Consider the following 25,020-nt stretch of genomic DNA (forward strand, 5'->3'; position numbering starts at 1 on the left):
GCAGCTCTCGAGCCCGCCAGTAACCCTTTGACCGACGGCGTCCTCCCGGACCATATGGACGTCATTCACACGGCGCTGTGGGTCTCGGATCTCGAGCGTACCCGAGAGTTCTACGTCGACGCCCTCGGACTCGAGGAGAACTGGTCGTTCGCCACGGACGACGGGGTCGAGAACGCCTACATCGGCGGCGAGAACGCGGAGTTTCAGTTCAAGTACGATCCCGAGGGCGGTCCGGAAATCGATTCCGGCACGATGGCCCACGTCGCGGTCGGCGTCGACAGCGTCGACGAGACCGTCGAGCGACTGGTCGAACGGGCCGATCCGCCGATCCACGAGGAGCCGACGACGATGGACGACATCGGTGTCCGGGTCGCGTTCGTCGAGGATCCGGACGGCTACGTCGTCGAACTGGTCGAAGAACTCGAGTAAGCGCCGCCGCGGGGCTCTAGGGGTCCGACCCGTCGACCGCCGCGGGGTTCGTCACTGTCGGCTCCGTCCGGACGACTTGGACGAGGAGTCCGGCCGCGATCACGACGACGGCGGCCAGAAATAGCCACGAGCTGCGGTAGCCTACCGTATCGGCCAGATAGCCGAACGCGGGCGGGGCGACGAGCGCGCCGCTCGTCAACGCCAGCTGACCGCCGGCGGTCGCGCCGCCCATCTCGTCGGCCCGGACGAGCGTCGCCATCAGGGAGTAGTAGACGCCGGTGTAGCCGAGAACGAAAAAGCCGAGGACCGAAAAGGCGATCGCGGCCCCGAGTTCGCTCGTCGTCGACGCGACGACGACGAACATGACGGCGCTGCCGATCGACTGGGCGACCAGCAGCGAGCCGATCCTGACCCGCGGTTCGCCGGGGAGGACGTCGCTCAGCCAGCCGGTCAGCACGCGACCGGCGCTGCCGAACAGCTGGACGAGCGCGAGGACGACCCCGCCGAACGCGACGGACGCGCCGACGGACTCCTCGACGTAGAGAACGGTGTAGCCCGTGGTCGTAAACAGGGCCGCCCCGAGGAAGAGCCCGGCGACGGTCAACACGAGGTAGGGCGGGTTCGAGAGCAGTTTCCGGAAGTCCGGGTAGCCGGGCTCGTCACCCGCGCCGTCGCTTGCATAGAGGCGATAGAAGGCGACGGCGACGACCAGCCCGACGGCGGCGGCGACCAGAAAGCCCGCCTGCCAGAACAGCGCGCCCGCGAGCCCGGTGACCAGCAGGGCGCTGATGCCGCTGCCGCCGGTGACGCCGACCTGTTTGATCCCTATCGCGAGGTTCTGTCGACCGGGGTCGATGTTGTCGAAGACGGCCTTGTTCGTCCCCGGCATCGCGGTGCCGTACAGCGATCCGAGGACGAACACCGCCGCGAGCAGCAAGGCGTAGCTGGGCGCGCCCGCAACCAGCAGCGCCCCCGTCGCGAGCCCGAGCAGGCCAAGCGTCAGCGTCGTCCGTTCGCCGAACCGATCGGTCAGGGCCCCGAGAGGCAGCAGGAAGACGGCGTAGCCGAGAGTGAGCGCCGTCACGACGATCCCGACCGAAAACCGAGAGAGCCCGAAGGCGTCCCGGAAGAACGGCGTCGCGGCGAAAATCGTATAGTAACAGATACTCGCCGCGATCTGCCACGTCGTGACCAACAGGACGGTCCGCCAGTACGATCGCTCCATCCGGTGGCACTCTTCGCAAAGGGGTTCGAAAAGCGTGGTGGCGACGGTGTCCCCTGCCGGATCGACCGGCTGCATCGACGGCCGCCGGTCGCGGCCGGGATCGGGTCGATCCGGGTACTCGAGTGAATCCCACGAAAGACAATTATAGTACTCGGTCGGGCATTCGACTGACTGTCTGTTCGTTCGATGTCGAAAACGCCACCCGGACGTGTTCGTGATACCGGCAAAATACGGACATCCGCCGTGTCGAGTGCCGGCACCGACTAAACGATAATACTTTTCCATTGGCGTCCGAAATCCCTGAGTATGTCTGACGACCTCAAGAAAGGGCTCGAGGGCGTGTTGGTTGCCGAATCGGAGCTCAGTTCCATCGACGGTGACGCGGGCCGACTGATCTATCGCGGCTACACCATCGAGGATCTGGCTCGCGGCGCGAGCTACGAGGAAGTCCTCTATCTGCTCTGGAACGGCCATCTCCCGTCCGAGGACGAACTCGAGCCGTTCACGGACGCGTTGCTCGAGGAACGCGAGGTCGACGACGATGTCCTCGAGACGATGGAGCGGCTGGCCGCGGCCGGCGAACGGCCGATGGCCGCCCTGCGGACCGCCGTCTCGATGTTCTCGGCCTACGAACCCGAGGACGACGCCGACCCCGAGGACCTCGACGCGACCCTCCGGAAGGGTCGTCGCATCACGGCCAAGATCCCGACCGCGCTCGCGGCGTTCGAACGCTACCGCCAGGGCGAGGAGCCGGTCGACCCCAACTCCGATCTGGGGCTGGCTGCGAACTTCCTCTACATGCTGACCGGCGAGGAGCCGGACGACGTCGCCGCCGAGACGTTCGATCAGGCGCTGATCCTCCACGCCGATCACGGCCTCAACGCCTCGACGTTCACTTCGATGGTCATCGGCTCGACGATGGCAGACATCTACAGCGCCGTCACCGGCGGCATCAGCGCCCTCTCGGGACCGCTTCACGGCGGCGCGAACCAGGACGTCATGGAAGTCCTGATCGAGATCGACGAGAGCGACCTCGACCACCGCGAGTGGGTCGAGCAGGCGACCGCCGAGGGCCGGCGCATCCCCGGCTTCGGCCACCGCGTCTACAACGTCAAGGACCCCCGTGCGCGGATCCTGCAGGAACGCAGCAAGGAACTCGCCGAGACCGGCGAGGACAAGTGGTACGACTATACCACGACGATCGAGCAGTTCCTCACCGAGGAGAAGGGCCTCGTCGAGAAGGGGATCGCCCCGAACGTCGACTTCTACTCCGGCTCGGTCTACTACCAGCTCGGCATCCCGATCGACATGTACACCCCCATCTTCGCGATGAGCCGCGTCGGCGGCTGGATCGCCCACGTCCTCGAGTACCAGGCGGAAAACCGCCTCATCCGGCCGCGCGCCCGCTACACCGGCCCGCAGGATCAGGCGTTCGTCCCGCTCGAAGAGCGGTAACGGTCGCGAGTCGTTTCGGTTCGGTTTCGATCGCGTGCGCCTGTTTTCCTCGGCTTTAGTACCGATCGCTCAGTTCGCGGACCAGCACGGAGACGCCGATCAGCGAGGTCAGCAGGACGGCGAGGTTGAACGCGGCGTGGACGAGCGGCCGGTACTTGGGGTCGACCCAGAGGTCGATGGCGTCGGTCACGCTGCCGTAGAACCGGATCAGCGCGACGACCGCCACCACCGAACAGACGGCGAGGCCGCCCCAGACGAGGTATCGCCGGATCGCCGCCGAACGCGGATCGAGCCCGTCGTCCGACTCGGCGGTCGGCGGCGCCTCGTCCGTCTCATCGCGGTACTGGTCGTCCGGCGGTGCCTCGAGCGTCGTCTCGGTGTCGGTCGGTGTTTCGGTCATTGGAACCTCCGTGCGAGGGCGATCGTCGCGAGGACGGCGGCCGCGGTGACGGCGATCCCGAAGCCGGGCGTGCCGTCGCCGCTGCCGTCCTCGCCGTCGGCGGCGTCGTCGGACGCGTCGGACCCGTCACTGCCATCGTCCGCGGCGGTCGATCCGCCGGCGAAGTCGCTCACCTCGAGCCCGCCCGACGCGGTCGTCTCGTTGACCGACAGCGATCCCGGGCCGAGGTTGGCGACCGAGCGGTCCGTGCTGACGATCGTGCCGTCCCGCCACAGCACCGCGTCGAGGTAGTAGTCGTATTCGGCCGGCACGGTGAGTTCGGCGGTCGGCGACGCGGTCTTCCCGGGCTCGATCGTCGACAGGTCGACGGTCGCCGCGTCGGCGACGACGTTCGACCCCGACTGACGGGCGACGACCTCGAGTTCGAGGTCGGATTCGGGGTCGTCGCCGGTGTTGGTGAGGTAGCTATCGACGGCGAGCGTCGCCCGCTCGTCGGTCGTCGACTCGATCGAGTAGCCGATCGCGGGCACGTCAGCGAGGCTCCCGCCCGACCCGCCGCCGAACCGGTGGAACTCGACGTCGGTGTCGGCGTAGGCCGGAGTCAGCGAACCGACGCCCTCGACGGTGTGGCTCGTCGACTCGGTGCGGTTGCCGTCCCGATAGACCAGCGTCTCGATCTCGTAGCCGCTCTCCCGGGGGACGGCGACCGAACTCGAGACGACGCGCTCGGATTCCTCCTCGAGCCGGCCGACCTCGCGTTCGGTCGTCGCCTCGACGAGGCCGCTCTCCGTATCGATCGCTCGGTGGACGACGGTGACGTTCTCGACGGGACCGCCGCGGTGGTCGAGATACGTGTCGACGGCCAGGGTCGCCGTGCCGCCGGTGACGCTGTCGGCGCTGATCGTCAGCTCCGTCAGCGAGACGTGGCCAGCGGGTTCGCCGTCGCTGGCCGTCTCGGACGCAGCGGGATCGGACACCGCGCCGGCGAGGGCGAGCGTCGTGAGCGCCCCGAGGACGACCACGAGCGTCGCGACGGCGAGGAGGGACTCGCGGTTCATGCCCGAACGGTTCGATCAGTTGTATAAGTGCTTTGTGTAATTTGGGGTGAACGTTCCGCGAGATGGTCGTCCCGGTCCCAGGCGATACGCGCAAGTCCTTCGAGGCCGAACCGCGGCCCGTGACGGTCTTCGTCTACGGGACGCTGACCGACCCCGAACGGGTGGCGTCGGTCCTCGAGACGACGCCGTCCGAGGCGGTTCGGCTGTTCGTCGGTCCCGCGACCCTCGAGGGTCTCCACCGGGTCGACGGCCGGTATCCGACGCTCGTTCCCGGTGGCAGCGTCGGCGGTCGGTTGCTCGCGGTCGACGACGCGGCCCTCGAGCGACTGGACCGATACGAGGGCGTCGACAACGGACTGTACGTTCGAGTTGCGGTCCCGATCTTCGACGATGATGGCGACTCGCCGGCCGACTCGAGCGAGACGGCGAGTTTGGAACCGGCTCCCGGCGCGCCCGCGGACCGGTCGTGGGTGTACGTCGGCGACCCGGCACGACTCGCAGTCGACGCGACTTGGCCGGGCGATGGCCCGTTCGGCGATCGGGTTCGCCGGTTCGTTTCGCGGGCCGATGTCGTGATACGGAACCCCGAATGACGCCCGTCTTCCTTCCGTCTGACGTGGCGATCAACCCGCTGCCTTCGTGCGGTTTCACTTTCACCGCGGGTGCATGAGATTTATATGGTCACGGTCCCCTTCTCCAGTCGCACGTCACACGCCGTGCATTCCCTGTATTCCCTGTCGTGTTGCTGAACTGGCAACACATCCTGTTGGGGGTAACGGCGGGCCCCACCGGCCTCCCGGATCCCTGGCAGTAATCCTTACACCCCACGCCCCGTAGTCGGGGGTATGCTCGAACTCTCGGATATTCTCGAGGCACGCGAGCGAGTCCGGGAAACCTCCCGGCACACACCGCTCGAACACTCGCACACCTATTCGTCGATGACCGGAGCCGACGTCCGGCTGAAACTGGAGAACTTCCAGCGGACGGGCGCGTTCAAGATCCGCGGGGCGACCAACCGGATCGCGACCCTCTCCGAGGCCCAGAAGGACGCGGGCGTCGTCACCGCCAGCGCGGGCAATCACGCCCAGGGCGTCGCGCTGGCGGCCACTCGCTCGGGCGTCGACTCGAAGATCGTGATGCCCGAACACGCGCCGATCTCGAAGGTCAAAGCGACCAAGAGCTACGGCGCGGAGGTCGTCCTCGCGGGCCGGGACTACAACGAGGCCGCCGAGCGCGCCCACGAGATCGAACGCGAGGAGGGCCGCACCTACGTCCACGCCTTCGACGACGAGGACGTGATGGCCGGGCAGGGCACCATCGGCCTCGAGATCATCGACGACTGCCCCGAGGTCGAGACCGTCGTCGTTCCGATCGGCGGCGGCGGGCTCATCAGCGGGATCGCGACCGCCGTCAAGGAGCAAAAGCCCGAGGCCCGCGTGATCGGGGTCCAGGCCGAGGGGGCCTCCAGCGCCGCGAAGTCGCTCGAGAAGGGACAGCGGGTCGCGCTCGACGGCGTGGACACCATCGCCGACGGGATCGCGACCCGCAGCGTCGGCGAGCGGACCTTCCCCCACATTCAGGAGTACGTCGACGAGGTCGTCACCGTCTCCGACCCCGAGATCGCCGTCGCCCTGGTCTACCTGCTCGAGCGCTCGAAGACGGTGGTCGAGGGCGCGGGCGCGGTCCCCCTCGCCGCGGTCCTGTTCGAGAAGTTCGACTACGACGAGGGCGAGGTCATCGTCCCCGCGCTCTGTGGGGGCAACATCGACCTCAACACCCTGACCAACGTCATCGTCCGCGGCCTCGTCGAGACCGGCCGCTACCTGAAGATCCGGACCGTGCTGAAAGACCGCCCCGGCGCGCTCGAGGACCTCCTCGACGTCTTCACCGCCCACCGGGCGAACATCTACGCGATCCACCACGACCGGACCTCCCGCGAGGTCGAGATGAGCGACACCGAAGTCGAGATCGAACTCGAGATGCGCGGCCCCGACCACGTCGACGCGTTCCTGTCGGCGCTGCGGGACGCGGGCTACGAAGTCGACGTACTGGCCTGATCGGAAGGCGACGGCCTCGAGCGATCCCTGACCGGCCACGATCGATGGTCGGCGTAACGCTCGGGCCGCCGATTTCGGGGCGGAACGCCTATTATGTCAGAAGTGTAATTGGTACCAATGGGTTCGGACTGGGCAGTCATTCCACTCGGGTTCCTCGTCGTCGTCCTTCTGGTGGGAGCGGGGCTGTTCGTCGCGTTCCAGCTCCAGCCCGATACGCCGGGTGGAGGGGTTTCGGACGTCGAGAGCGTCCCGGTCGGGCCCGAGAAACCGACGCCGTTGAACTCCTCGACCGTCGCGGACTACGCCACGACGTACGAAGAGCGCCTGTTCTATAACGACCTCGTCGCGAGCCACGACCACCGACTCTCCGGCGACGAGCGCGTCACGACCGCGTGTACTCCGCTCGAGGTCGCGAACGAGAGCGACGCGTTTCGCGTTCAGCTAGCGTGTCGGGGCGGCGTCGCCGACTCCTCGCGACTGTCCGAGTCGGAGACGTTCACGTACGCATCCACCTACCGAATAACGGAGAATACGACACGACAGACCGAACTTCGGGGGTACCCGTTCGGAACGGATCGGGGATTCAACGACGAACGGCGTTCCGCTAGCCGTCATCGAGACGTCAGCACCGGTACTGTAGAGGAGACGTGAAAATCAAGGTACGTCCGTATCGATAGTTGCTGCGGACGCTGCGTCCGGGATCCTGCTGCTGTAAGTCGGTGATGTTCGGCCTCTCTTCGCTCCCTCGAGCAGTCAATAACACACTGATCGGCCAGTACGACGTGAGACATCGTTCGCCGTGACTCAGTGCCTCGGAGTAGCGTCTCGTCGTCCCGGCGGCCGCGGTCGGCCGGCGACTTCGCCCGCTTTTAAGCCGTCGCGGCGAGAGCGTGCACGTATGAAACGCATTATCGAGACCGACGACGCGCCCGCCGCGGTCGGTGCCTACAGTCAGGCCGCCGGGAACGACTCGCTGCTGTTCACCGCCGGGCAGATCCCCATGACGGCCGACGGCGAGTTGCTCGACGACGAACCGATCGCGACCCAGACCGAGCAGGTGCTGTACAACCTCGACGCCGTCCTCGACGAGGCCGACGCGTCGTCCGCGGACATCCTCAAGGTGACCGTCTTCCTCGAGGACATCGACGACTTCGACGCGATGAACGAGGCCTACGCCGACTACTTCGACGACGAACCGCCGGCCAGAAGCGCCGTCGAGGTCGCCGCCCTCCCGAAGGGCGTCGGGATCGAGATCGAAGCCGTCGCCGATCTCGAGTGACCCGGGTGAGCGTCTCGTGAGCGGCTATCCGGCCGGACAGATGGGGATCGACCCGCGGACCAAGTCCGCCGTCCTCTGGGGGCTCGTCGGGGCCCTCTCCTTTCTGGTCCTGGTGCAGGGCTACGCCCTCCTTGTCGCTCCCCTCGTGAGCATCACGGGCGCGCTGGCACTCGCGGCCGCGGTCGGCATCGGCGCGGGGTTGGGGGCCTACCTGCTCGAGCCCCGGATCGCCGCGTGGGCGCTCGACCGCGGGCGCGGCGACGGATCTCGTAAGGGTTAAACGAGGGACGCGGTTAGGATAGCGTGAGCCAGGATGGCCGAACGGTAAGGCGCACGCCTGGAAAGCGTGTTCCCTTTGGGATTCAGGGTTCAAATCCCTGTCCTGGCGTTTTCGTGATTTCACTTGCTGCGAGCGACGCGTAGCGGCGCGAGTAATTCGAAATCACGAAACGCCACAGATGGGATTTGAATCAGACCAGTCGCAGCGCCGAGCGAAGCGAGGCGATCGTCTGGGCGTGGTTCAAATCCCTGTCCTGGCGTTTCTGTCGCGAACAAATTCGTGAGCGACGAAAACACAACGTCGAGATTTGAACACGCGAGTCGCACGCGGCCGAACGCAGTGAGGCAGGCCGTCTCACAACTGTTCAACTCCCTGTCCTGACGTTTCTGTCACGAACGACATCGTGAGCGACAGATCGTCTGTCCTGTGAGCTACTGGTGCTGTGAATTAGTGGACAAATCCATCACAACGAAGCCGGATTCCGTGATCAAATTGAAATAACTGACCAGAAGGCTTTCACGTGTCGTTCCGTGACCGGGCCGTGGATGCGACGCATACTGCTCGTCGTGACGCTGGCGGTACTCGTATCGCTTGCCGGCTGTTCGGGGCTCGGCGGAGACACGGCCGATCCCTCGCCGGAGGGCAACGACTCGGCAACGCCCTCCGCAGACGGCAACAGCACCGTCGAGTCCGGCGATCCGGCGCTCGAGGCGACGGACACCAACCAGTCGATCGCGATCGAGGCCGACGAGTCGGTCAATGGCAGCGAGTGGGAGTCGCTCTCGGTGACCTACCCGCGCGAGAACTTCACCGTCGACAGCGCCCAACACGAGGACATCGTACTCGGTGCCGACACGACCGGCGACGGCGTCGTCGACCGGGAGTTCAACGAGACGCACGTTAGCGGCGTCAACAACAACGACTACTCGTTCACGATCGAACTCGACACCGACTACACGCTCGAGTCCGGCGACGTGGTCGTCGCGGCCTACCCCGCGGTCGACAACCCGTCCGAACCGGGCGAGTACACCGTCGCGGTGACGATAAACGAGGCCCAGACCGCAAACGGAACGATCACGATCACGGACGGGAACTGATCGCGCTCGAGTCGCGAGCGGACGGCGACCCGGCGGCTCGCGAGTCGTTTCTTCCGACGGCGGAAAACGGGTAGGGGTACCGGAGCGCTACCGCTCGATCTCGACAGGGGATTCGGTCGCGATCCAGCAGTCGGGGTCGTCGGGATCCCGGAGTTCGAGCGCGCCGCGCTGACACACCACCATTTCGTATCGATCGTCCATGTCGACCCCATCGAGGAGTCGGTCGGGATCGGGTATCGTAACGCGGTCCGTACCCGGCAGTTCGGCGGGAGTAACGGCTTCCTACCGCCCCCGAACCCGTCGACCGACCGCTCGAGGGACCACCGACGCCCCGTCGCGACGGCGGCCGGCGCGCCGCGACCGGACAATCCTTTGGGCCGTCGACCCGAGGATCGGGTATGTGCGGTCGCTACACCCTCACCGTCGACGGGGACGATCTCGAGGCGCGGTTCGACGCCCGGCTGTCCGACTCGGGGTTCGAACCCCGGTACAACATGGCACCGGGCCAGGAACTGCCGGTGATCACGAACGAGGAGCCCGAGGCCTTTCGACGCCTCGAGTGGGGGCTGGTACCGTCGTGGGCGGACGACGACAGCGGCGGCCTGATCAACGCGCGGGCCGAGTCCGTCGACGAGAAACCGAGCTTTCGTGAGGCCTACGAGCGACGGCGGTGTCTCGTCCCCGCGGATGGATTCTACGAGTGGGTCGAGACCGAAGACGGTGAGGGAATCGGAGATTCGCGATCCTCGTCGGATCGGGGATCCGACGGTGGAAAACGCCCGTATCGGGTCACCTTCGAGGACGACCGGGTGTTCGCGATGGCGGGGCTGTGGGAGCGCTGGGAGTCGGAGACGACCCAGACGGGACTCGACGCCTTCGGCGGGGGAGTCGACGCGGCGGGCGAGGACGGTCCCCTCGAGACGTTTACGATCGTCACGACCGAGCCAAACGACCTCGTCGCGGACCTCCATCACCGAATGGCGGTGATCCTCGACCCCGACGACGAACGGCGGTGGCTGTCGGGCGAGGCCGGTCGGGAACTGCTCGCGCCCCGGTCGGCCGACGGGATGACGGCGTATCCTGTTTCGACGGCTGTCAACGACCCGGCGACGGACGAGCCGTCGCTGGTCGAACCGGTCGAGACGGTGTGACGGCGGCCGTCCCACGGCCGCGCGACCGTCCCGTTCCAACGAATATATGTTTTAGGCTCACCTAATCCTTCTCCATGGAACTGACGAGGCGAGACGCGGTCGCCGCGCTGTCGGCACTCGGCCTCGGGGGGACGCTGGCAGGCTGTGTCGCCCCGCCCGGCTCGGAGCCGATCGACGTCGAGGGGCTCCGCGAAACGCTGGTCGCGACCGCCGAGGTCGTCTACCCCAGCGAGGTGTCCGGGATCGAACCGTTCGTCGCGGCCTTCCTCGAGGGACGGCTCGGGGACCGGGACCACGTCGCGGGGCTCGAGGGAGCGGTCGCGGAACTGGACGAGAACGCGAACGTGTGGTTCGACGCGGAGTTCGCGGCGCTGTCGGCCGCCGACCGCGAGCAGGTCCTGCGGAACGTGGGGGCCGACGACGCCGAGGAGAACCCGTCGGGGACGGCGAGCGAACGGGTCCGGTACTACGTCGTCAACGACCTCCTGCTGGCGCTGTACGCCTCGCCGACCGGCGGCGAACTGGTCGGCCTCGAGAACCCGCAGGGCCACCCGGGCGGGATCGGGACCTATCAGCGGGGGCCGAACGCGTGAGCTGGGAGCGGCCGCCGGCCGGTTCGGCGGCACCGGCCGCCGATACGGACGCCGATCGAACACCCGTCCCCGATGCCGACGTCTGCGTCATCGGCGCTGGCCCCGCAGGCGGGATCGTCGCAGACCGCCTCGCGGAGGCCGGCCGCGAGGTCGTGATCCTCGAGGCCGGGCCGCGGTTCGATCCCGACGATCGGCTCGCTCGTCAAGAGCGCGCGATCCGGCCCGCCTACGACCGCCCGGACGTCTGGGACGGCGATCCGGAGCGGGATGCCTACGAATCCTCCGGGGAGCGGTTCTACCCGCTGAACCACGCTCGCGCTCGCGGGGTCGGCGGCTCGACGCTGCACTGGCAGGGGATGGTGATGCGGCTCCACGAGGACGACTTCGACTCCGAGAGCGTCCGCGGCGTCGGGGCCGACTGGCCGATCGACTACGCGGACCTCCGTCCCTACTACGCCGCGGCCGAGCGGGAACTGGGCGTGGCAGGGGCCGACGACAACCCGTTCGCCCCGCCGCGGGAGCGGCCCCATCCGATGCCGGCCTTCCCGCCGTCCTACAGCGATTCCCTGTTCGCCGAAGCCTGCGACGAACTCGAGATCGCGATGCACTCGGTGCCCAACGCGCGCAACTCGGAGGCCTACGACGATCGGAGCGCCTGCGTCGGCTACGGCACCTGTCAGCCGGTCTGTCCCTCGGGCGCGAAGTACGACGCGACCGTCCACGTCGAGCGCGCCGAGCGAAGGGGCGCGACCGTCATCGACCGCGCGCCGGTCCAGCGACTCGAACACGGCCCCGACGCGATCGAGGCGGCCGTCTACGCGACGCCGGACGGCCAGCGCCACCGCCAGTCGGCCGACGCCTTCGTGATCGCCTGCGGCGGCGTCGAGACGCCCCGCTTGCTCTTGCTCTCGGAATCGAGTCACTTCCCCGACGGGCTGGCCAACTCGAGCGGGCTCGTCGGCCGGTACTTCATGGACCACCTCTTCGCGGGCACCGGCGGCGTCCTCGAGGAACCCACCCGCCAGAACCACGTCGGCTTCCTGACCAGCGAGTCCCACCAGTTCTACGACGAGGCCGACGCCGAGCAGGCCCCCTTCAAAATCGAGTTCTTCAACTACGACGGCCCCTCGCCGGTCGGGATGGCGCTGACCGGCGACGACTGGGGCGACGACCTGCTCGAGCGGCTCCGCTCGGACTACGGCACCCACATCGGGATGGGCGGACTCGTCGAGCAACTCCCCCGCGAGGACAGCTACGTCGGCCTCGACCCCTCGACGACCGACGATCACGGCAACCCGGTGCCGGACGTCCACTGGACCGTCGGCGACCGCGCGCTCGAGACGATCGAGCGCGTCAACGAGATCCAGGAGGAGATCCTCGCGGAACTCGGCGCCGAGATCACCTGGCAGGTCGGCCCCGAGGGAACGGGGCCGGCCTATCATCACATGGGGACGACCCGGATGGGTGACGATCCCGACGAGAGCGTCGTCGGACCCGATCTGCGAACCCACGATCTCGAGAACTGCTGGATCGCCTCGAGCAGCGTCTTCCCGACTGGCGGGGCGATGAACCCGACGCTGACGATCGCGGCGCTGGCCCTGAAGGCCGCCGACCACGTCCTCGAGTGGTTGTAACTGTCGGATTGCCCTATTTTAGGCAAACCTAAAAGCATAAATACGGCGCGCAGAGAGTACCGGCAATGAGTAGTGGGGCCCAGCCCGCGACGACCGATGATTCGGACGAGGAGTACACCTTCGAGGACGTCAGCGTCGTCATGGGAACGTACAACGAGGAGGAAGCGATCGGGAAAGTACTGACCGACATCGACGAGGTCACCGACGGGACGGCCGAGATCGTCTGCGTCGACGGCTCGTCGGACCGCACCCCCGAGATCGCCCGCGACCACGGCGCGACGGTCATCGAGCAGGAGCCACAGGGGTACGGCGTCGCCGTGCGCGCAGCGATCCTCGAGCCCGACCGGCCGATCGTCGTCACGACCGACTGCGACGACACCTATCCGATGGAGCAGCTCCCGGAGTTTCTCGCACTGATCAACGACGGCTACGACGTCGTCAGCGGCGACCGGCTCTATCACGGCGCGGACGCGATGCCGGCACTCAACCGCCTCGGCAACCACGCCTTCGCCGCGGTCGCGAGCCTCCTCATGGGCACCCGCGTCCACGACACCACGACCGGCATGCGGGCCTACCGGCGCGACGTCGTCGAGGACATCGAGTGGACGGAAAACACCGGCCTCTCGGCGGAACTGCTGCTCCGCCCCCTGATGCGCGGCTACGACGTCCGTGAACACCCGATCGAGTACCGCGAACGCGCCGGCCAGACGAAGCTCGATCCGTTCAAAGGCGGGGCCGAGATCGCCCGCTCGATCGTCAAAGTTCCCCTCGAGGAGCGACTGCGAGAACTTCCGCACCGGCCGACGCAGTAGTCGACGCGGCTTCGTTTCTTAACCCAGTCCGTCCCGATCGGGCGTCGCGAGGTCGGTTCTGACGAACGTCCCGTCGGGCGCGCTCTCGGGGAGGTACGCTGCCTCGCCGCCACAGTCGCGGATCCCGCTGCATCGCTCGACCCGGGGTGTCAGCGCCTCTACCGTCTCGTCGTCTCCCCGCACCGGCAACTCGAGCCGGTAGCTGAAGCTGTTGCCGGGACCCCGATCGACGAACACGGTCAGCGTGACGTCGTCTCGCTCGTCGACGGCGATCGAGTCGGTGGCGTTCCACGCCGCGCCGCGCAACCGGACCTCGCCGTCGGCCACGACCAGCCGGGTCGCCAGCGGACTCGAGACGTCGTCGGCGACGTAGGTCTCGCTTCCGTCGTCGGTCGTAATCGTCGCGCTGACGCTGCCGGCTGCCTCCGGAACGCCGACGGTCGCGTTCAGGGCGACCGTCTCGCCGGCGACCCGCTCGACCCGCTGGAGACGGGCACCCTGTGGCGACCCCACCTGCGGGGCCCAGGTTCCCCGATACGCGAAGCGGTACAGCGAGCGGTCGGGGTACGCGTCGGCCACGTCGAACGGCCGCTCGTCGAGGGCGTAGACGCGGTCCCCGTCGAAGCCGGGATCGTTGCGAAGCGCCTGGAACGGGTGCGCGAGCCAGTCGCCGTACGGCGTCGGCAGATAGACGACCGCCGGTTCCTCGATCGCCCCGTCCTCGAGCGGATCGTAGGCCCGATCGTAGGTCTCGGTGACGGCCTCGTTTCGCTCGAGTTTCCCCTCGAGGGTCGTCGCGGTGACGCCGCCGACCGCGAGCGCGCTCACGAGCAACACCGCGACGACGGCCGCGCGAGCTCCCTGCGGTGACAGAGAGCGGTCGGCCCGTCGGCGAACGATGTCAAACAACGCCAGCGCGCCGACGGCGGCGAAGGCCGCGGCCGGAAGCAGGAGGTCGAAGTGATAGTAGGGGCCGTGGGTGGCGATCAGGCCGGTGCCGGCGCGGTCGATGTCGCCGAGGACGTTGAAGTTCCCCCAGAAGTAGACGTTGCCGACGGTAATCGTGAGCAATTGACCGGCGAGGATCGCCTCGCGTGGCGAGAGGCCCCGGCGGACGACCAGTCCGAGTCCAGCCGCGGCCAGCGCCGCGCCGAGCAGCCCCCCGACGAGCCACTCCGTGAAAAAGGACCGCAGGACCAACGCGTTGGAGCGCAGCGCCAGCCCGACCGTGTACTCGATCTCGTGTTCGAGGATCCGCCGCCGACCGAATCCCAGCCCGTCGAGCGGGGCGAACGCCTCGTAGGGAAACACCAGCGGCGAGCCGGTCACGACGGCGTTGTAGGCCAGCGCGAGCCCGACGCCGACCAGCCCGAACGCCGCCGTCGCGGCCTGTCGGGGGAGCGCCGCCCGGTGGTCCCGCCACAGCGTCCAGCAGGCGTGGGCGATGAACGGGGCGGCGAACAGGACCGCCGTGTACGGTCGCGCGAAAAAGGCCAGCCCGATCGCCGCGCCGGCAGCGCCCGCGAACCGCAGGTCCCCCGTCCGGTCGGCCCGGAGGTACGCGTAGGCGAAGGCCAGATTGAGCATCGCCGTCGGCGCGTACGGCAGGAACACCGCCGTCTCGATCAGGAACAGCGGCGAACACAACACCGCGACGGCGGCGACGAGGCCGGTCCGCCGATCGAATACCTCCCGCACGACCAGCGCCACGAGCGCGGGGATTGCCGCGCCGATCCCCGCCAGCGCGAGCCGGTAGCCGCCCGCGAGTTCGCCCAGTGCGAAGATCGCCGCGGGGACCGGCGAGTACTTCGGATAGAGCCGCTTGCCGTCCTCGACGAAGAACCATGGCCGGAAGACGTCTTCGACCGGCGGTCGGACGAAGAGTTGGCCCTCGAGCAACATCGCCGCCTGCTGGAGATAGACCCCTTCGTCGTGGTTGAGCGAGTGGTAGGGAAAGGTCCGCGTCGCGAGCAGCCAGACGGTGACGGCGCCGACGAGCGCGACGGCGGCCACGGCGAGCCGCCACGGGCGACGTCTCACGGTACCGGCCCTCGTTGGAACGTCTCACTCACGGATCTCACCGCCCTTCCTGTGCGAGTATCACCGCCATCGACAGGCCCGAGATACCGACGAGTACGAGCGCCGGCACTGCCGCCTGTCCGTAGAGGCCGGCCTCCTCGACCCGCCAGATGTAGGTCACGAGCGTCTCGAACCCGAGGGGGCGTAGCATCAGCGTCGCCGGCAACTCTTTCATCGTCGTGAGAAAGACCAGCGCGGCCCCGGCGGCGACGCCCGGCAGGATCAGCGGGAGCGTCACCGACCGGAAGGCGTTCAGTCGCGATCGACCCAACGTGCGGGCCGCCTCGACCAGCTTCTGGTCGACCTGCAACGTCGAGGTCCGGATCGATCCGATCGCTTGCGGCATGAACCGGACCACGTAGGCGAAGACCAGCAGCGGAACGGTCTTGTAGACCGACGGCAACACGTCGAGGCTGAAACTGAGCAACGCGATCGCCAGCACGATCCCGGGCGTCGCGTAGCCGATGTAGGGGGCCCGGTCTGCCAGCGCCGCCACTCGCGAGTCGGAGGTCGCCGACCCCATCCCGATCGGCAGCGCCACCAGCACCGAGACGACGGCGGCGAGCAGGGCGACGTAGGCCGAATTGAACCCGTACTCCCAGTCGAAGGTCAGCCGCCCGACCTGGTAGCCGGGACCGCCCGTGTTCAGCCACATCCAGAAGATGGCGACCGGAAGCACGAGCGCGAGCAGGGCGATCGCGCTCGGCAACAGGAGGGCCACGTATCGCAACGCCCCCAACTCGAGGTCGGCGCTGCCCCGATCGCCGCCGCTCTCGTACGCGCCCGACTCGTCGACGCCGATCCGCGACTCGATCGCGAGGATGATCGCCGTCACCGTCAGCAGCTGTAGCGAGAGCAACGCGGCGTAGTCGCGGTCGAAGGCGTTGTATCTGGCGTAGATAAACTGCGTGAACACCTCGACGCGCATGATATTCGGCGTGCCGAAGTCCGCGAGGGCATACAGCGCGACGAGCAGTGCGCCGGCGGCGATCCCCGGCAAGATCTGCGGCAGGGTGATCCGGCGAAACGCCTCCCAGCGGCCCGCGTTGAGGGTCCGGGCCGCCTCAACGAGCGAGCCGTCCATCGAGAGCAGGGAGGCTCGCGTGGTCAGGAACACGTACGGATAGGTGTACAGCGTCAACACGAACGCGGCCCCGGCGAAGCCGTAGACCGACGGGAGGGCGTCGACGCCGAGCGGCTCGAGGAAGCCGACGAGTTCGCCCTGCGGACCGAACGCCGAGACGAACGCGAACGCCCCGAGGTAGCTCGGGACGGCCAGCGGGAGCGCGATGAGGACGGTCCAGAACCGGGGGAAGGGAATCTCGCCCTGAACCGTCAACACCGCGAGCGGCACGCCGATGAGGACGCTCGCCCCTGTCACGATCGCGACGAGAGCGACGCTTCGGATCAGCACGTCGATCGTCCGGGAATCGACGGCGAGTTCGAACGCGCGGGTCCCGAGCCCGGCGGCGTCGATGACCAGCCAGAGCAACGGGAGAACGAGAACGGCTGCGATGGCCGCGGCGAGCAGGACGAGGCCTATTTCGGTCGCGCCGCTGTCGCTGCCGTCGGCTCGCCCGACCGTCTTCGCGACGCGTTCCCGAACGCTCATCCCGAGACGCCGGCGTCGTCCATCAGCTCGAGGGTCGGCTCGAGATCGGCCAGGTCCGCGAGGTCGATGTCCGGCGGGCTCAACTCGTCGATGGTCGGCAGCCCACCGACGGGTTCGACGCCCGCGATCATCGGATAGGCGAAACTGATCGTCGCGAAGTACTCTTGGGCCTCGGACGAGAGCAGGTGGCGGACGAAGTTATCGACCAGTTCGCCGCGCTGGGTACCCTGTACCTTCAGCGCGCCCGCGACGTTGATCAACGCGCCGGCGTCGCCCTCGGTAAAGGCCAGATCGATCGGGGCGTCCGGCCGACTGTTCTTGACCCGCATCGCGTAGTAGTGGTTGGCGAACCCGGCCGACAGCGAGCCGTTGGCGACCGCCTCGGAGACGGCGTACTCGTTGCTGAAGCGTTCGGTCCCCGCCTCGCTCATGCTACTGAGCCAGTTGCGGGTCACCTCATCATCGCGGAGCAGCCGCATGGCCGTCACGAACGACTTGAACGCACCGTAGGTCGGTGCCCACCCCATCGTTTGCAGTGCGCCGGTCTCGGGGAAGTCCTGCACGGTGTTCGGAACGTCTGATTCGCTCAGTTCGTTCGTGTTGTACGGAACCGCGCGGGCACGGCCGGCGACGCCGGCCCACGCGTTGTCGTCGCCGACGAACTGGCTGTTTCCGACCGCTTCGACGGCGTCGTCAGACAGCGGTTCGTACGCGTCGTTCTCCGCGACGAAGCCGAGCGAACTGGCGTCGATCGACCAGAACACGTCGGCTTGGGACGCGCCGGAGTCGACCTCCTCGACGATCGTCTGGGCCAGCGAGGACGAGGTATTGTCGGTCGGATGGACCTCGAAATCGGGATAGATCTCCTGGAGCATCTCCACGAACTCGTAGTAGATGCCGCCCTCGCCGCCGCCGATGTAGAGCGCGAGGTCCCCCGAGAGGTTCGGGAGGTCCTCGATGGAGGTCCCGCCCGGCGCCGGTCGCCCCTCGACCAGCGAACCGGATCCGCGGAACTCCGAGAGCGACGGAATCTCCGCGTTCTGTTCGTCGTCGTCGAAGAAACCGAGACAGCCGGCAAGCGATGCAGCGCCGAACGCGGAGCCGACCTGCAGCGTTCGCCGACGTGAAACCACTCGATTATCCTTCTCGTCGTTCATATTTGGTTTAGGTTGACCTAAAAACTTATAGCTGACGGTTCAGTCGTCAGCGACGACCGGTCCGCGGTCCGTCTCGAGGCCGGTCGCCGGGCGCAGCGTCGCCAGACAGTCGAGCCAGTCGAGCATGTACTCGCCGACGTGGTTGAAAAAGGCCCCGTTGTTGTAGTCGTCCCAGTCGCCGTCGGCGAGTTCGCGAGCCATCGCCTCGAAGACCGCGGCGTAGGAGTCGGCGTCGCCGCCGACTTCGTCGATCACGCGCCAGAGGTGTTCGTTCAGCTCGAGGCCCGGCACCTCGTTGTTCAGGTCGTCGAAGGTGCTGCGGGGGGCCTTGTTGTGTTCACACAGCGGCGCGCCGTTGTAGATCCGCGTGCCCAGCACGTCGCAGGCGCGCTTGAGGAACACGCCCGACCAGATGTCGTCGAATCGCCCGACGTCCCACTCGTTTTCGTCCATCGGCAGCTGGTAGAACGCCGGGATCACCTCGCGGCGGAAGGCGAGGTTCATCGAACAGACGGTGAGGTAGCTGTCTCGCGCCGCGACGAAGTCCTCGCCGAAGTCCTCGCCCGAGGTCCGGGTCTGGGCCTGACCCTCGAGGTCGCCGTCCATCAGGATGCGGACGGCGTCGAGATCGGGGACGTTGGTCCACAGTCCCTGCGAGGCGACGACCTCGCCGCCGTCGATCTCGGTCGTGTCGGTCTCGACGGTTTCACCCATCGCCGAGTAGGGGTAGCCCCGCGGGTAGAGCCCGTGCTCGTCGGCGTTCTGGTAGAGGACGTTGACCCACTGCTCGTCGGACGACACTTCCTCGATCTCGCCCTCGAACGCGAGGTTGTCCATGTGCGTGCCGAAGAAGTCCTCGTCCTCGTGGGGCAGCGTGTCGTCGTCGATGAAGAAGCCGTAGTCGAACTCGTCGCGGGCCCACATGTACAGCAGACCGAAACTCGTCTCGGCGTGGCTGGCCGCCGGCACGACGTGACCGTACTCGGCGACGTCGTTGGCCTCGTACCACTCCTCGCGGCGGCTCCCGTCGAAGACCTCCCCCGAGACGCCCTCTTCCTCGAGCATGGCTTCCATCTCCTCGGTCTCGCAGAAGTCCTCGGTGACGAGGACGACGTGGAGTCGCTCGAGGTCGAAGCCGTGGTCGCGGGCGTTCGCGAAGTACGAGCGCATGCACTCGTACTCCCGGATCGTCGGGACGATGACGCAGATATCCTGACTCATTGCCCGCCTATTTTTTAGGCGAGCCTAAAACATTGTCGGTCTCACGCGACGGCTCCGAGGCCGTCGCGTCCGACACGGAAAGTCCCAGCGCGGCGACCGCGCCGGCGCCGCCGACCAGCGTCACGCCGTTTTTCAGCGCGTGATCGACGATCGCCGCCGCCAGCGCCGTCCCCGCGCCGACGGGGGTGAGCGCGACGACTAGCGCCGTGAACGCGGCCTCGTAGAGCCCGACGCCGCCCTGGGACAGCGGGAGGACCTTCGCGAGGTTCCCGACGCTGACCGCCAGCGTTCCGACCGCCAGCAGCGGTCCCAGCGCCAACCCGCTGCCCAGCGCCCCCAGAACCAGCACCGCCGTCAGGACGTCGAGCGCCCAGATCAGCAGGCTTCCCGCGCCGATCCGCGCCACCGTCGCCGGCTGCCGGGCGACCACCTGGACGTCCCCCGCGAACCCGAGCGCGGCCGCGAGCGCCCGCTCGAGGCGCGGTCGGCCCGCCGCTCGAGCCCGCAACCGTGCGCCCAGTCCGTGGTCCGCCCGCGCGGCGGTGACGACGACGAACCCGACGCCGACCGTCGCCGTACTCACGGCCGCCGCGGCCGCCAGCGCGGTGCGTGCGCCCCCGGCCTCGGCGGCGATCTCGAGCGGGCCGGCCGCGCCGGTGACCGCGAGCCACGCCGTCGCCAGCCCCGCGAGCGCGGCGATCGTCGCCAGATCGAACACGCGTTCGACGGCCAGCGACGCGAACCCGGCGGTGTAGGGCACGTCCCGTCTGGTTTCCATCACGTACGCGCGGGCCGCGTCGCCGGCCCGCGCCGGGATCGCGAGGTTCGCGGTCTGGCTGACGAAGACGGCGGCCGTACAGAACGCCGTCCCGGCCCGCCGCCCCATCGCGGCCAGCACGTCGCCGTACCGCCGTCCGCGGAGGGGCCACGAGACGGCGTAGACGACGACTGCGGCCCCGAGCAGGCGCGGGTCGGCCGACGAGATCTCCGCGAGAACCGTCCCGACGTCGACGTCCCGGAGGGCGACGAACAGCCCGACCACCACGAGTACCGTGCCCGCGATCGTCAGCCGACCGCGGGTCAGCGCCGCTGCGATCCCGCCGCTCGCGGCGTCGTCGCCGGACGCGTCCGCTCCCGTTCGCTCGCCCCCGTCGCTCATACCCGATGCTTCGGACCCAGATATTTAAGCCCACCTAAAACTGCTCTGGTCGGGCGGGACGCTCTCGCTCGAGCGGGTTTCCGCCGAGGAAGATCACCGCGCTGCTCGCCGCTCAGCGCAGTTCCGAGACGATTTCCCGGGTCGCCCGTCGCACCGCCTCGTCGCTCGAGAGCCGGGGCTCCCAGCCCAGCGCCGAGAGCTTCTCGATCGAGAGCCGCATCTTCGGCACGTCGCCGGTCCAGCCGCGGTCGCCGCCGGTGTACTCGAACGCGGGGTCGAGGTCCAGTTCGTCCGCGACGATGGCGGCGATCCGGTCGACCGAGGTCGTCGTCCGCGTGCCGAGGTTGTAGGTGTTCATCGCGTCGTCGGCGTTCTCGACGACGTGACACATCGCGTCGAGACAGTCCTCGATATGGAGGTAAGACTTCTCCTGGCGGCCGTTACCCAAGATGGTCAGCGTCTCGGGGTCGTCCCGTAGCTTCTCGATGAAGTCCGGAATCACCGCCCCGCGCAGTCGCGGTCCGACCACGTTCGCGAACCGAAAGTTCCAGACCGTCAGATCGTGGCTGTGGGCCCGCGCCGAGAGCAGCCCCTCGTCGGCCAGCTTGCTCGCCCCGTAGGCGCTGATCGGCTCGAGCGGGGCGTAGTCCTCGGGCGTCGGCCGCGGTGCCTCGCCGTAGACCGTCGAGGAGGAGGTGTAGGCGATCTCCGTGACCCCCGCGTCGGCCATCGCCTCGAGGAGGGTCCGGGTCATTCGCGTGTTGTCGTCGAACTGACCGTGGGGCCGGTCCGTGTCGACGTGTTTCGACGCCGCGAGGTGGAAGACGAGGTCGACGTCGTCGAGCGCTCCCTCGAGCGCGTCGGGCTCGGTGAGGTCGGCCGCGAGGAACTCGGCGTCGTCGGGGACGCGGTCGCGGTCGCCGTTCGAGCAGTCGTCGACGACCGTGACGGCCGCGCCGTCGGCGAGCAGGCGCTCGGTGAGGTGGGAGCCGATGAAGCCGGCCCCGCCCGTGACGAGTACGTGTCGACTCGAGATGGACATGAGCACTGATTCAGCGACCCGTTGGTAAGTAGTTGCGTTTCGCGTCGAGACGGCGCTGTTGCTCGTGCGCGAGCGGGCGTTCGACCGGAGACGAGAATGTCGATTCGGAGAACGGACGCTTAGACGCCAGTGGAGTACCGCAGGAGGCCGGCGAACCCGCCGAAGGCGTTGAGCAGTTGTTCGCCCTTCTCGAAGTCCGTCGAGATGAACTTGGTCTCGGTACCGCGCTGTTCGGCGATCTCGATGAGGTGGTCGATGGCGTCCTCGCGGTCCTCGTCGGTCGCCTCGACCTCGGTCCCGCAGTCGGTACAGGTGTGGGTCGGCGTCGATTTGCGCCGGTCGATGACCTCGCGTTCGGTCGCGCCACACTCGGGACAGTCGTAGGTGACCACGTCCTTCCGGAGGTCCTCGCTGATGAGCAGGCGATCGACCGCCCCCATCATCAGGTTCTGGCGGGTCTGCTCGAAGCCGTAGGTGGCCTTGTCGCCCGCGTTGAGTTCCTCGAAGAACTCCTCCATCACCTTCTTGTCCTTCATCACCTCGGCGTCGGCCAGGGCGTCCTCGGCGTTGTCGACGAGGTCCTTCAGGCCGGACTCGTCGGTGTAGGCGACGTCGAACTTGCCCAGGACCTCGTCCTGGAGTTCGTGGTGGAGGTAGTCGCCGTCGAGGAACTCGTCTTTGGTCGGCGAGGGACCGCCCACGAGAATGCCGTCGATCTCGTGGCGCTTGGGGACGAACAGGTCGTTGGCCATCCCCGCGACTTCCTGGTAGAAGTTGTCGATCGCCTCGAGGCGCAGGCGGGCGAATCGCTGGGCGGACTGGCCACCCTTTCGCTGCTTTCCGGGGACCAGCGAGGAGGCGGACTTGACCGGCTCGATGCGTTTGCCCTTCAGCCAGCCGACGTTTGCCTCGCGGCGGTCGAGGACGATCAGGCCGTACAGGCCCTTGTCGGCCAGCATCTCCTCTAGGGGCTCGGTCAGGAAGTCCGAGTCGCAGTGATAGCGGAAGGACTCGATGGGCTGGGGCGGACTCTCGAGGACTTTCGTGACCATTTCGGTGCGACCGCCGCCGGAGTCGACCGCGCCGGAGAACAGCACCATCCCGTTCTCGGGCGGGTACGTGCTGTAATACTTGAGACGATCTTTGATGCTCGTCAGCGCGTCCTGCACGGCCGTTCGGGTCTGTTTGGACTTGATGTTGGCCGCTTCGCTGTGTTCCTGCGTGACGTGCTGGACGACGTCACTGATCTGTCTGTCGTCGGGAACGTAAATCGTCACGAGCTGCGTTCCGGAGCCGTCGTAGTCCTTGAGATCCTCGATGACCTTCCGGAACTCGTACTTTTTCCGGTCGGATTGCTCCTGCTCGCCCTCCTGGCTCATTACACGTATAAAACCGGTCTGTCGGTAAGAATCCTTTGACACACCGATCGACCGGGGCGACCGCCCGGTCCGACGACGTCCGATCGGGCCGCGTTCGGTCGCCGGTCGACCGACCGTTCCAGCGGGCGGGCGGTGAGGTGACGATTTAAGGGGGTGCCGTTCCACTGTCCGGACAGTACCCACGCATGTCTCACGAGACTGTCTACGCCATCGCGAGCGGAAAAGGCGGCGTCGGGAAGACGACGACGACGGTCAACCTCGGCACGGCCCTCGCGGACGCCGGGGCACGCGTTGCCATCGTCGACACCGACCTCGGGATGGCGAACCTCGCCGGGTTCGTCAGCCTCTCTCCCGACTCCACGACTCTTCACGACGTGTTGGCCGGCGATGCATCGATCGAGGACGCGACCTACCGACTGGCCGACAACATTGTCGCAGTGCCGAGCGGGACGACCCTCGACGAGTACGCCGAGACCTCCCCCGAAGGGCTGCGCGAGGCCGTCGACGACCTCCGCTCGCGCTTCGACTACGTCCTGCTCGACGTCGGGGCCGGCATTAGCCACGAAACCGTCCTGCCGCTCGGACTGGCCGACGCCGTCGTTCTCGTCTCGACGCCCGAGCCCGCCGCCGTCCACGACACGAAAAAGACCGTCGAGCTGACCGACCGCTCCGGCGGCGAGGTCGCGGGCCTCGTCCTGACCCGAACCCGACCCGACGGCGACGTCTCCCACGAGGAACTCGCCGACCGCCTCGAGGTGTCGCTGCTCGGGACGATCCCCGAGGACCCGTCGGCCCGGGACAGCGTCTACGCCGGGACGCCGCTGGTCGTCTACGAACCGGACGGTCCGGCGGCCGTCGCCTACCGGCGGCTCGCCGCCGATCTAACCGGCCTCGAGGTTCCCGTCCCGACCGACGACGAACCGGGGACGGCCGATGGGGGCGCAGACGACACGGCGGACGCGGCGTCCGAGGCGGCCGCCGACGAGGGCGACGGACGGGAAGCCGCCCACGACGACGTCTCGAGTGCGATCACCGAAGCCGAGTCCGATCCCTGATCGGCGGCCCGAACGCGCCGGGTAACGGGTGCCTTCCGCCGGCGATTGGCCGTCGGTATCCGCCCGCGGTTCGGAACGGGCCGATTACCGCCGTTCGACAGCTTCACGAGCGCGTGACGGTCTGACGCCACGTACGGTCGATCTCGAGCCGATATGGCCGACGTTTGGATCTGTTTGTCGGTCCCTTCCCGCGCGGTTTCGACCGTCGGTTCGATCCGAACGAGTCGCCGTTCGTGACTGACCGGGTAACGAACTTATTACTAATCACGACTGTTCCCGATGGGTCGCCCATGGAGCGACGAAAGATCCTCCTCGGCAGTGGCGCTGCGCTCGCAACGGTCCTCGCCGGTTGTTCCAGCGACGAAACCGGCGACGACGAATCGAACGATGACGACGACGGGTCGCCGTCCGACGGCGGGAACGGTGACACCGACGAGCCCGACGACGAGAACGAGTCCGACATCCCCGGGATGGACACGGACGCGATGACACTCGACAGCGAGAAGGTGTCGATCGAGGACATCAACAAGGACGGCGACGAGGTCGACGTCGTCGCGACGACTACCACGACCGACCTCGATGTCCTGCGTGCGGAACTCCAGTCGATCGGGGAGACGCTCGCGGCGGCGATCACCGACCCCGAGGCGTTCGCGGCCGAGGTCAACAGCGTCACCTGGGTCCTCGAGCAGGACGGGGCGATGGTGATGTCGTTCTACGTCGACGTCCAGTGGGCGATCGAGTACATCAACGACGAGATCGACGATGACGAACTCGCCGATCTCGTGTTCGAGACCACCGACGAGTAAGCGCGCACGTCCGTGCGGACGGCGTCGTTCTTTCGGCCAC

Annotated in this window: 24 protein-coding genes and 1 tRNA gene; 15 read left to right on the forward strand and 10 right to left on the reverse strand. The window is 67.6% G+C overall.

The genetic code is table 11. The annotated features are described in order from the left end of the window. Nucleotides 1-54 precede the first annotated feature (54 nt). Nucleotides 55-429 carry a VOC family protein gene (locus A6E15_RS02675; RefSeq protein ID WP_076143373.1) on the forward strand — a complete coding sequence of 125 codons (375 nt, stop codon included), beginning with the start codon at nucleotides 55-57 and terminating at the stop codon, nucleotides 427-429. A gap of 16 nt (nucleotides 430-445) precedes the next feature. Here the strand turns inward: A6E15_RS02675 and A6E15_RS02680 are convergent, their stop codons facing one another. Further along, complete coding sequence (locus tag A6E15_RS02680; RefSeq protein ID WP_076143376.1) at nucleotides 446-1,654, reverse strand: MFS transporter; 1,209 nt, start codon at nucleotides 1,652-1,654, stop codon at nucleotides 446-448. A 306-nt stretch (nucleotides 1,655-1,960) separates the two neighbouring features. Here A6E15_RS02680 and citZ point away from each other — a divergent pair, with 306 nt between their 5' ends. After that, nucleotides 1,961-3,109, forward strand: a complete 1,149-nt coding sequence (gene citZ, locus A6E15_RS02685) for a citrate synthase (RefSeq protein ID WP_076143378.1) — start codon at nucleotides 1,961-1,963, stop codon at nucleotides 3,107-3,109. A 55-nt stretch (nucleotides 3,110-3,164) separates the two neighbouring features. Here the strand turns inward: citZ and A6E15_RS02690 are convergent, their stop codons facing one another. Then, a complete protein-coding gene (locus A6E15_RS02690; RefSeq protein WP_076143381.1) occupies nucleotides 3,165-3,509 on the reverse strand; it encodes a hypothetical protein in 345 nt (114 codons plus the stop codon). Continuing rightward, nucleotides 3,506-4,567: a DUF7490 domain-containing protein gene (locus A6E15_RS02695; protein ID WP_076143383.1), complete on the reverse strand. Its 1,062-nt coding sequence runs from the start codon at nucleotides 4,565-4,567 to the stop codon at nucleotides 3,506-3,508. Before A6E15_RS02695 ends, A6E15_RS02690 begins: the two co-directional genes overlap by 4 nt. 119 nt (nucleotides 4,568-4,686) lie before the next feature. On the opposite strand from A6E15_RS02695, the gene A6E15_RS02700 reads away from it, so the two are divergent. The 11 genes from A6E15_RS02700 to A6E15_RS02750 all read left to right on the forward strand — a co-directional run bounded on the left by A6E15_RS02700 (nucleotide 4,687) and on the right by A6E15_RS02750 (nucleotide 13,470). Continuing rightward, a complete protein-coding gene (locus tag A6E15_RS02700; protein WP_076148163.1) occupies nucleotides 4,687-5,160 on the forward strand; it encodes a gamma-glutamylcyclotransferase family protein in 474 nt (157 codons plus the stop codon). Nucleotides 5,161-5,412: 252 nt separating this feature from the next. After that, nucleotides 5,413-6,624, forward strand: a complete 1,212-nt coding sequence (gene ilvA, locus A6E15_RS02705) for a threonine ammonia-lyase (RefSeq protein ID WP_076143386.1) — start codon at nucleotides 5,413-5,415, stop codon at nucleotides 6,622-6,624. A gap of 117 nt (nucleotides 6,625-6,741) precedes the next feature. Further along, nucleotides 6,742-7,275, forward strand: a complete 534-nt coding sequence (locus A6E15_RS02710) for a hypothetical protein (RefSeq protein ID WP_076143388.1) — start codon at nucleotides 6,742-6,744, stop codon at nucleotides 7,273-7,275. Nucleotides 7,276-7,522: 247 nt separating this feature from the next. Then, the gene (locus tag A6E15_RS02715; RefSeq protein WP_076143390.1) at nucleotides 7,523-7,903 is read left to right on the forward strand and encodes a Rid family detoxifying hydrolase; all 381 of its coding nucleotides are present in this window, start codon (nucleotides 7,523-7,525) and stop codon (nucleotides 7,901-7,903) included. Between the two features lie 16 nt (nucleotides 7,904-7,919). After that, on the forward strand, nucleotides 7,920-8,183 hold the full coding sequence (locus A6E15_RS02720; RefSeq protein WP_076143393.1) for a hypothetical protein: 264 nt from the start codon (nucleotides 7,920-7,922) through the stop codon (nucleotides 8,181-8,183). 27 nt (nucleotides 8,184-8,210) lie between these two features. Further along, nucleotides 8,211-8,291: transfer RNA gene (locus tag A6E15_RS02725), tRNA-Ser, on the forward strand. 437 nt (nucleotides 8,292-8,728) lie between these two features. Beyond that, nucleotides 8,729-9,280: a hypothetical protein gene (locus tag A6E15_RS02730; protein ID WP_076143395.1), complete on the forward strand. Its 552-nt coding sequence runs from the start codon at nucleotides 8,729-8,731 to the stop codon at nucleotides 9,278-9,280. A 398-nt stretch (nucleotides 9,281-9,678) separates the two neighbouring features. Further along, nucleotides 9,679-10,431 (forward strand): SOS response-associated peptidase, encoded by a 753-nt coding sequence (locus A6E15_RS02735; protein ID WP_076143397.1) that lies wholly within the window; start codon nucleotides 9,679-9,681, stop codon nucleotides 10,429-10,431. Nucleotides 10,432-10,505: 74 nt separating this feature from the next. Next, the gene (locus tag A6E15_RS02740) at nucleotides 10,506-11,024 is read left to right on the forward strand and encodes a gluconate 2-dehydrogenase subunit 3 family protein (RefSeq protein WP_076143399.1); all 519 of its coding nucleotides are present in this window, start codon (nucleotides 10,506-10,508) and stop codon (nucleotides 11,022-11,024) included. Beyond that, the gene (locus tag A6E15_RS02745) at nucleotides 11,021-12,658 is read left to right on the forward strand and encodes a GMC family oxidoreductase (RefSeq protein ID WP_076143401.1); all 1,638 of its coding nucleotides are present in this window, start codon (nucleotides 11,021-11,023) and stop codon (nucleotides 12,656-12,658) included. The genes A6E15_RS02740 and A6E15_RS02745 overlap by 4 nt, the downstream gene beginning before the upstream one ends. Before the next feature lie 65 nt (nucleotides 12,659-12,723). Beyond that, on the forward strand, nucleotides 12,724-13,470 hold the full coding sequence (locus tag A6E15_RS02750; protein WP_076143403.1) for a dolichyl-phosphate hexose transferase: 747 nt from the start codon (nucleotides 12,724-12,726) through the stop codon (nucleotides 13,468-13,470). Nucleotides 13,471-13,488: 18 nt separating this feature from the next. Here the strand turns inward: A6E15_RS02750 and A6E15_RS02755 are convergent, their stop codons facing one another. From A6E15_RS02755 to prf1, 7 genes are all read right to left on the reverse strand, one after another. Then, the gene (locus tag A6E15_RS02755; protein WP_076143406.1) at nucleotides 13,489-15,510 is read right to left on the reverse strand and encodes an ArnT family glycosyltransferase; all 2,022 of its coding nucleotides are present in this window, start codon (nucleotides 15,508-15,510) and stop codon (nucleotides 13,489-13,491) included. A 37-nt stretch (nucleotides 15,511-15,547) separates the two neighbouring features. After that, nucleotides 15,548-17,161, reverse strand: a complete 1,614-nt coding sequence (locus tag A6E15_RS02760; protein ID WP_076143408.1) for an ABC transporter permease — start codon at nucleotides 17,159-17,161, stop codon at nucleotides 15,548-15,550. After that, nucleotides 17,158-18,318: an extracellular solute-binding protein gene (locus A6E15_RS02765; RefSeq protein WP_076143410.1), complete on the reverse strand. Its 1,161-nt coding sequence runs from the start codon at nucleotides 18,316-18,318 to the stop codon at nucleotides 17,158-17,160. Before A6E15_RS02765 ends, A6E15_RS02760 begins: the two co-directional genes overlap by 4 nt. A 39-nt stretch (nucleotides 18,319-18,357) precedes the next feature. Next, nucleotides 18,358-19,539, reverse strand: a complete 1,182-nt coding sequence (locus A6E15_RS02770) for an alpha-1 4-glucan-protein synthase (protein WP_076143412.1) — start codon at nucleotides 19,537-19,539, stop codon at nucleotides 18,358-18,360. Between the two features lie 7 nt (nucleotides 19,540-19,546). Continuing rightward, entirely contained in the window at nucleotides 19,547-20,698 is a 1,152-nt protein-coding gene (locus A6E15_RS02775) for a lysylphosphatidylglycerol synthase transmembrane domain-containing protein (protein WP_076143414.1), read from the reverse strand. 112 nt (nucleotides 20,699-20,810) lie between these two features. Next, nucleotides 20,811-21,740, reverse strand: a complete 930-nt coding sequence (locus A6E15_RS02780; protein ID WP_076143417.1) for an NAD-dependent epimerase/dehydratase family protein — start codon at nucleotides 21,738-21,740, stop codon at nucleotides 20,811-20,813. Nucleotides 21,741-21,859: 119 nt separating this feature from the next. Further along, nucleotides 21,860-23,119: a peptide chain release factor aRF-1 gene (gene prf1 / locus A6E15_RS02785; RefSeq protein WP_076143419.1), complete on the reverse strand. Its 1,260-nt coding sequence runs from the start codon at nucleotides 23,117-23,119 to the stop codon at nucleotides 21,860-21,862. Nucleotides 23,120-23,304: 185 nt separating this feature from the next. Here prf1 and minD point away from each other — a divergent pair, with 185 nt between their 5' ends. Next, nucleotides 23,305-24,174, forward strand: a complete 870-nt coding sequence (gene minD, locus A6E15_RS02790) for a cell division ATPase MinD (RefSeq protein WP_076143420.1) — start codon at nucleotides 23,305-23,307, stop codon at nucleotides 24,172-24,174. Between the two features lie 290 nt (nucleotides 24,175-24,464). After that, nucleotides 24,465-24,980: a hypothetical protein gene (locus A6E15_RS02795; protein ID WP_076143421.1), complete on the forward strand. Its 516-nt coding sequence runs from the start codon at nucleotides 24,465-24,467 to the stop codon at nucleotides 24,978-24,980. Nucleotides 24,981-25,020: the final 40 nt, after the last annotated feature.

The organism is Natrinema saccharevitans (genome assembly GCF_001953745.1).
Lineage (GTDB): Archaea > Halobacteriota > Halobacteria > Halobacteriales > Natrialbaceae > Natrinema > Natrinema saccharevitans.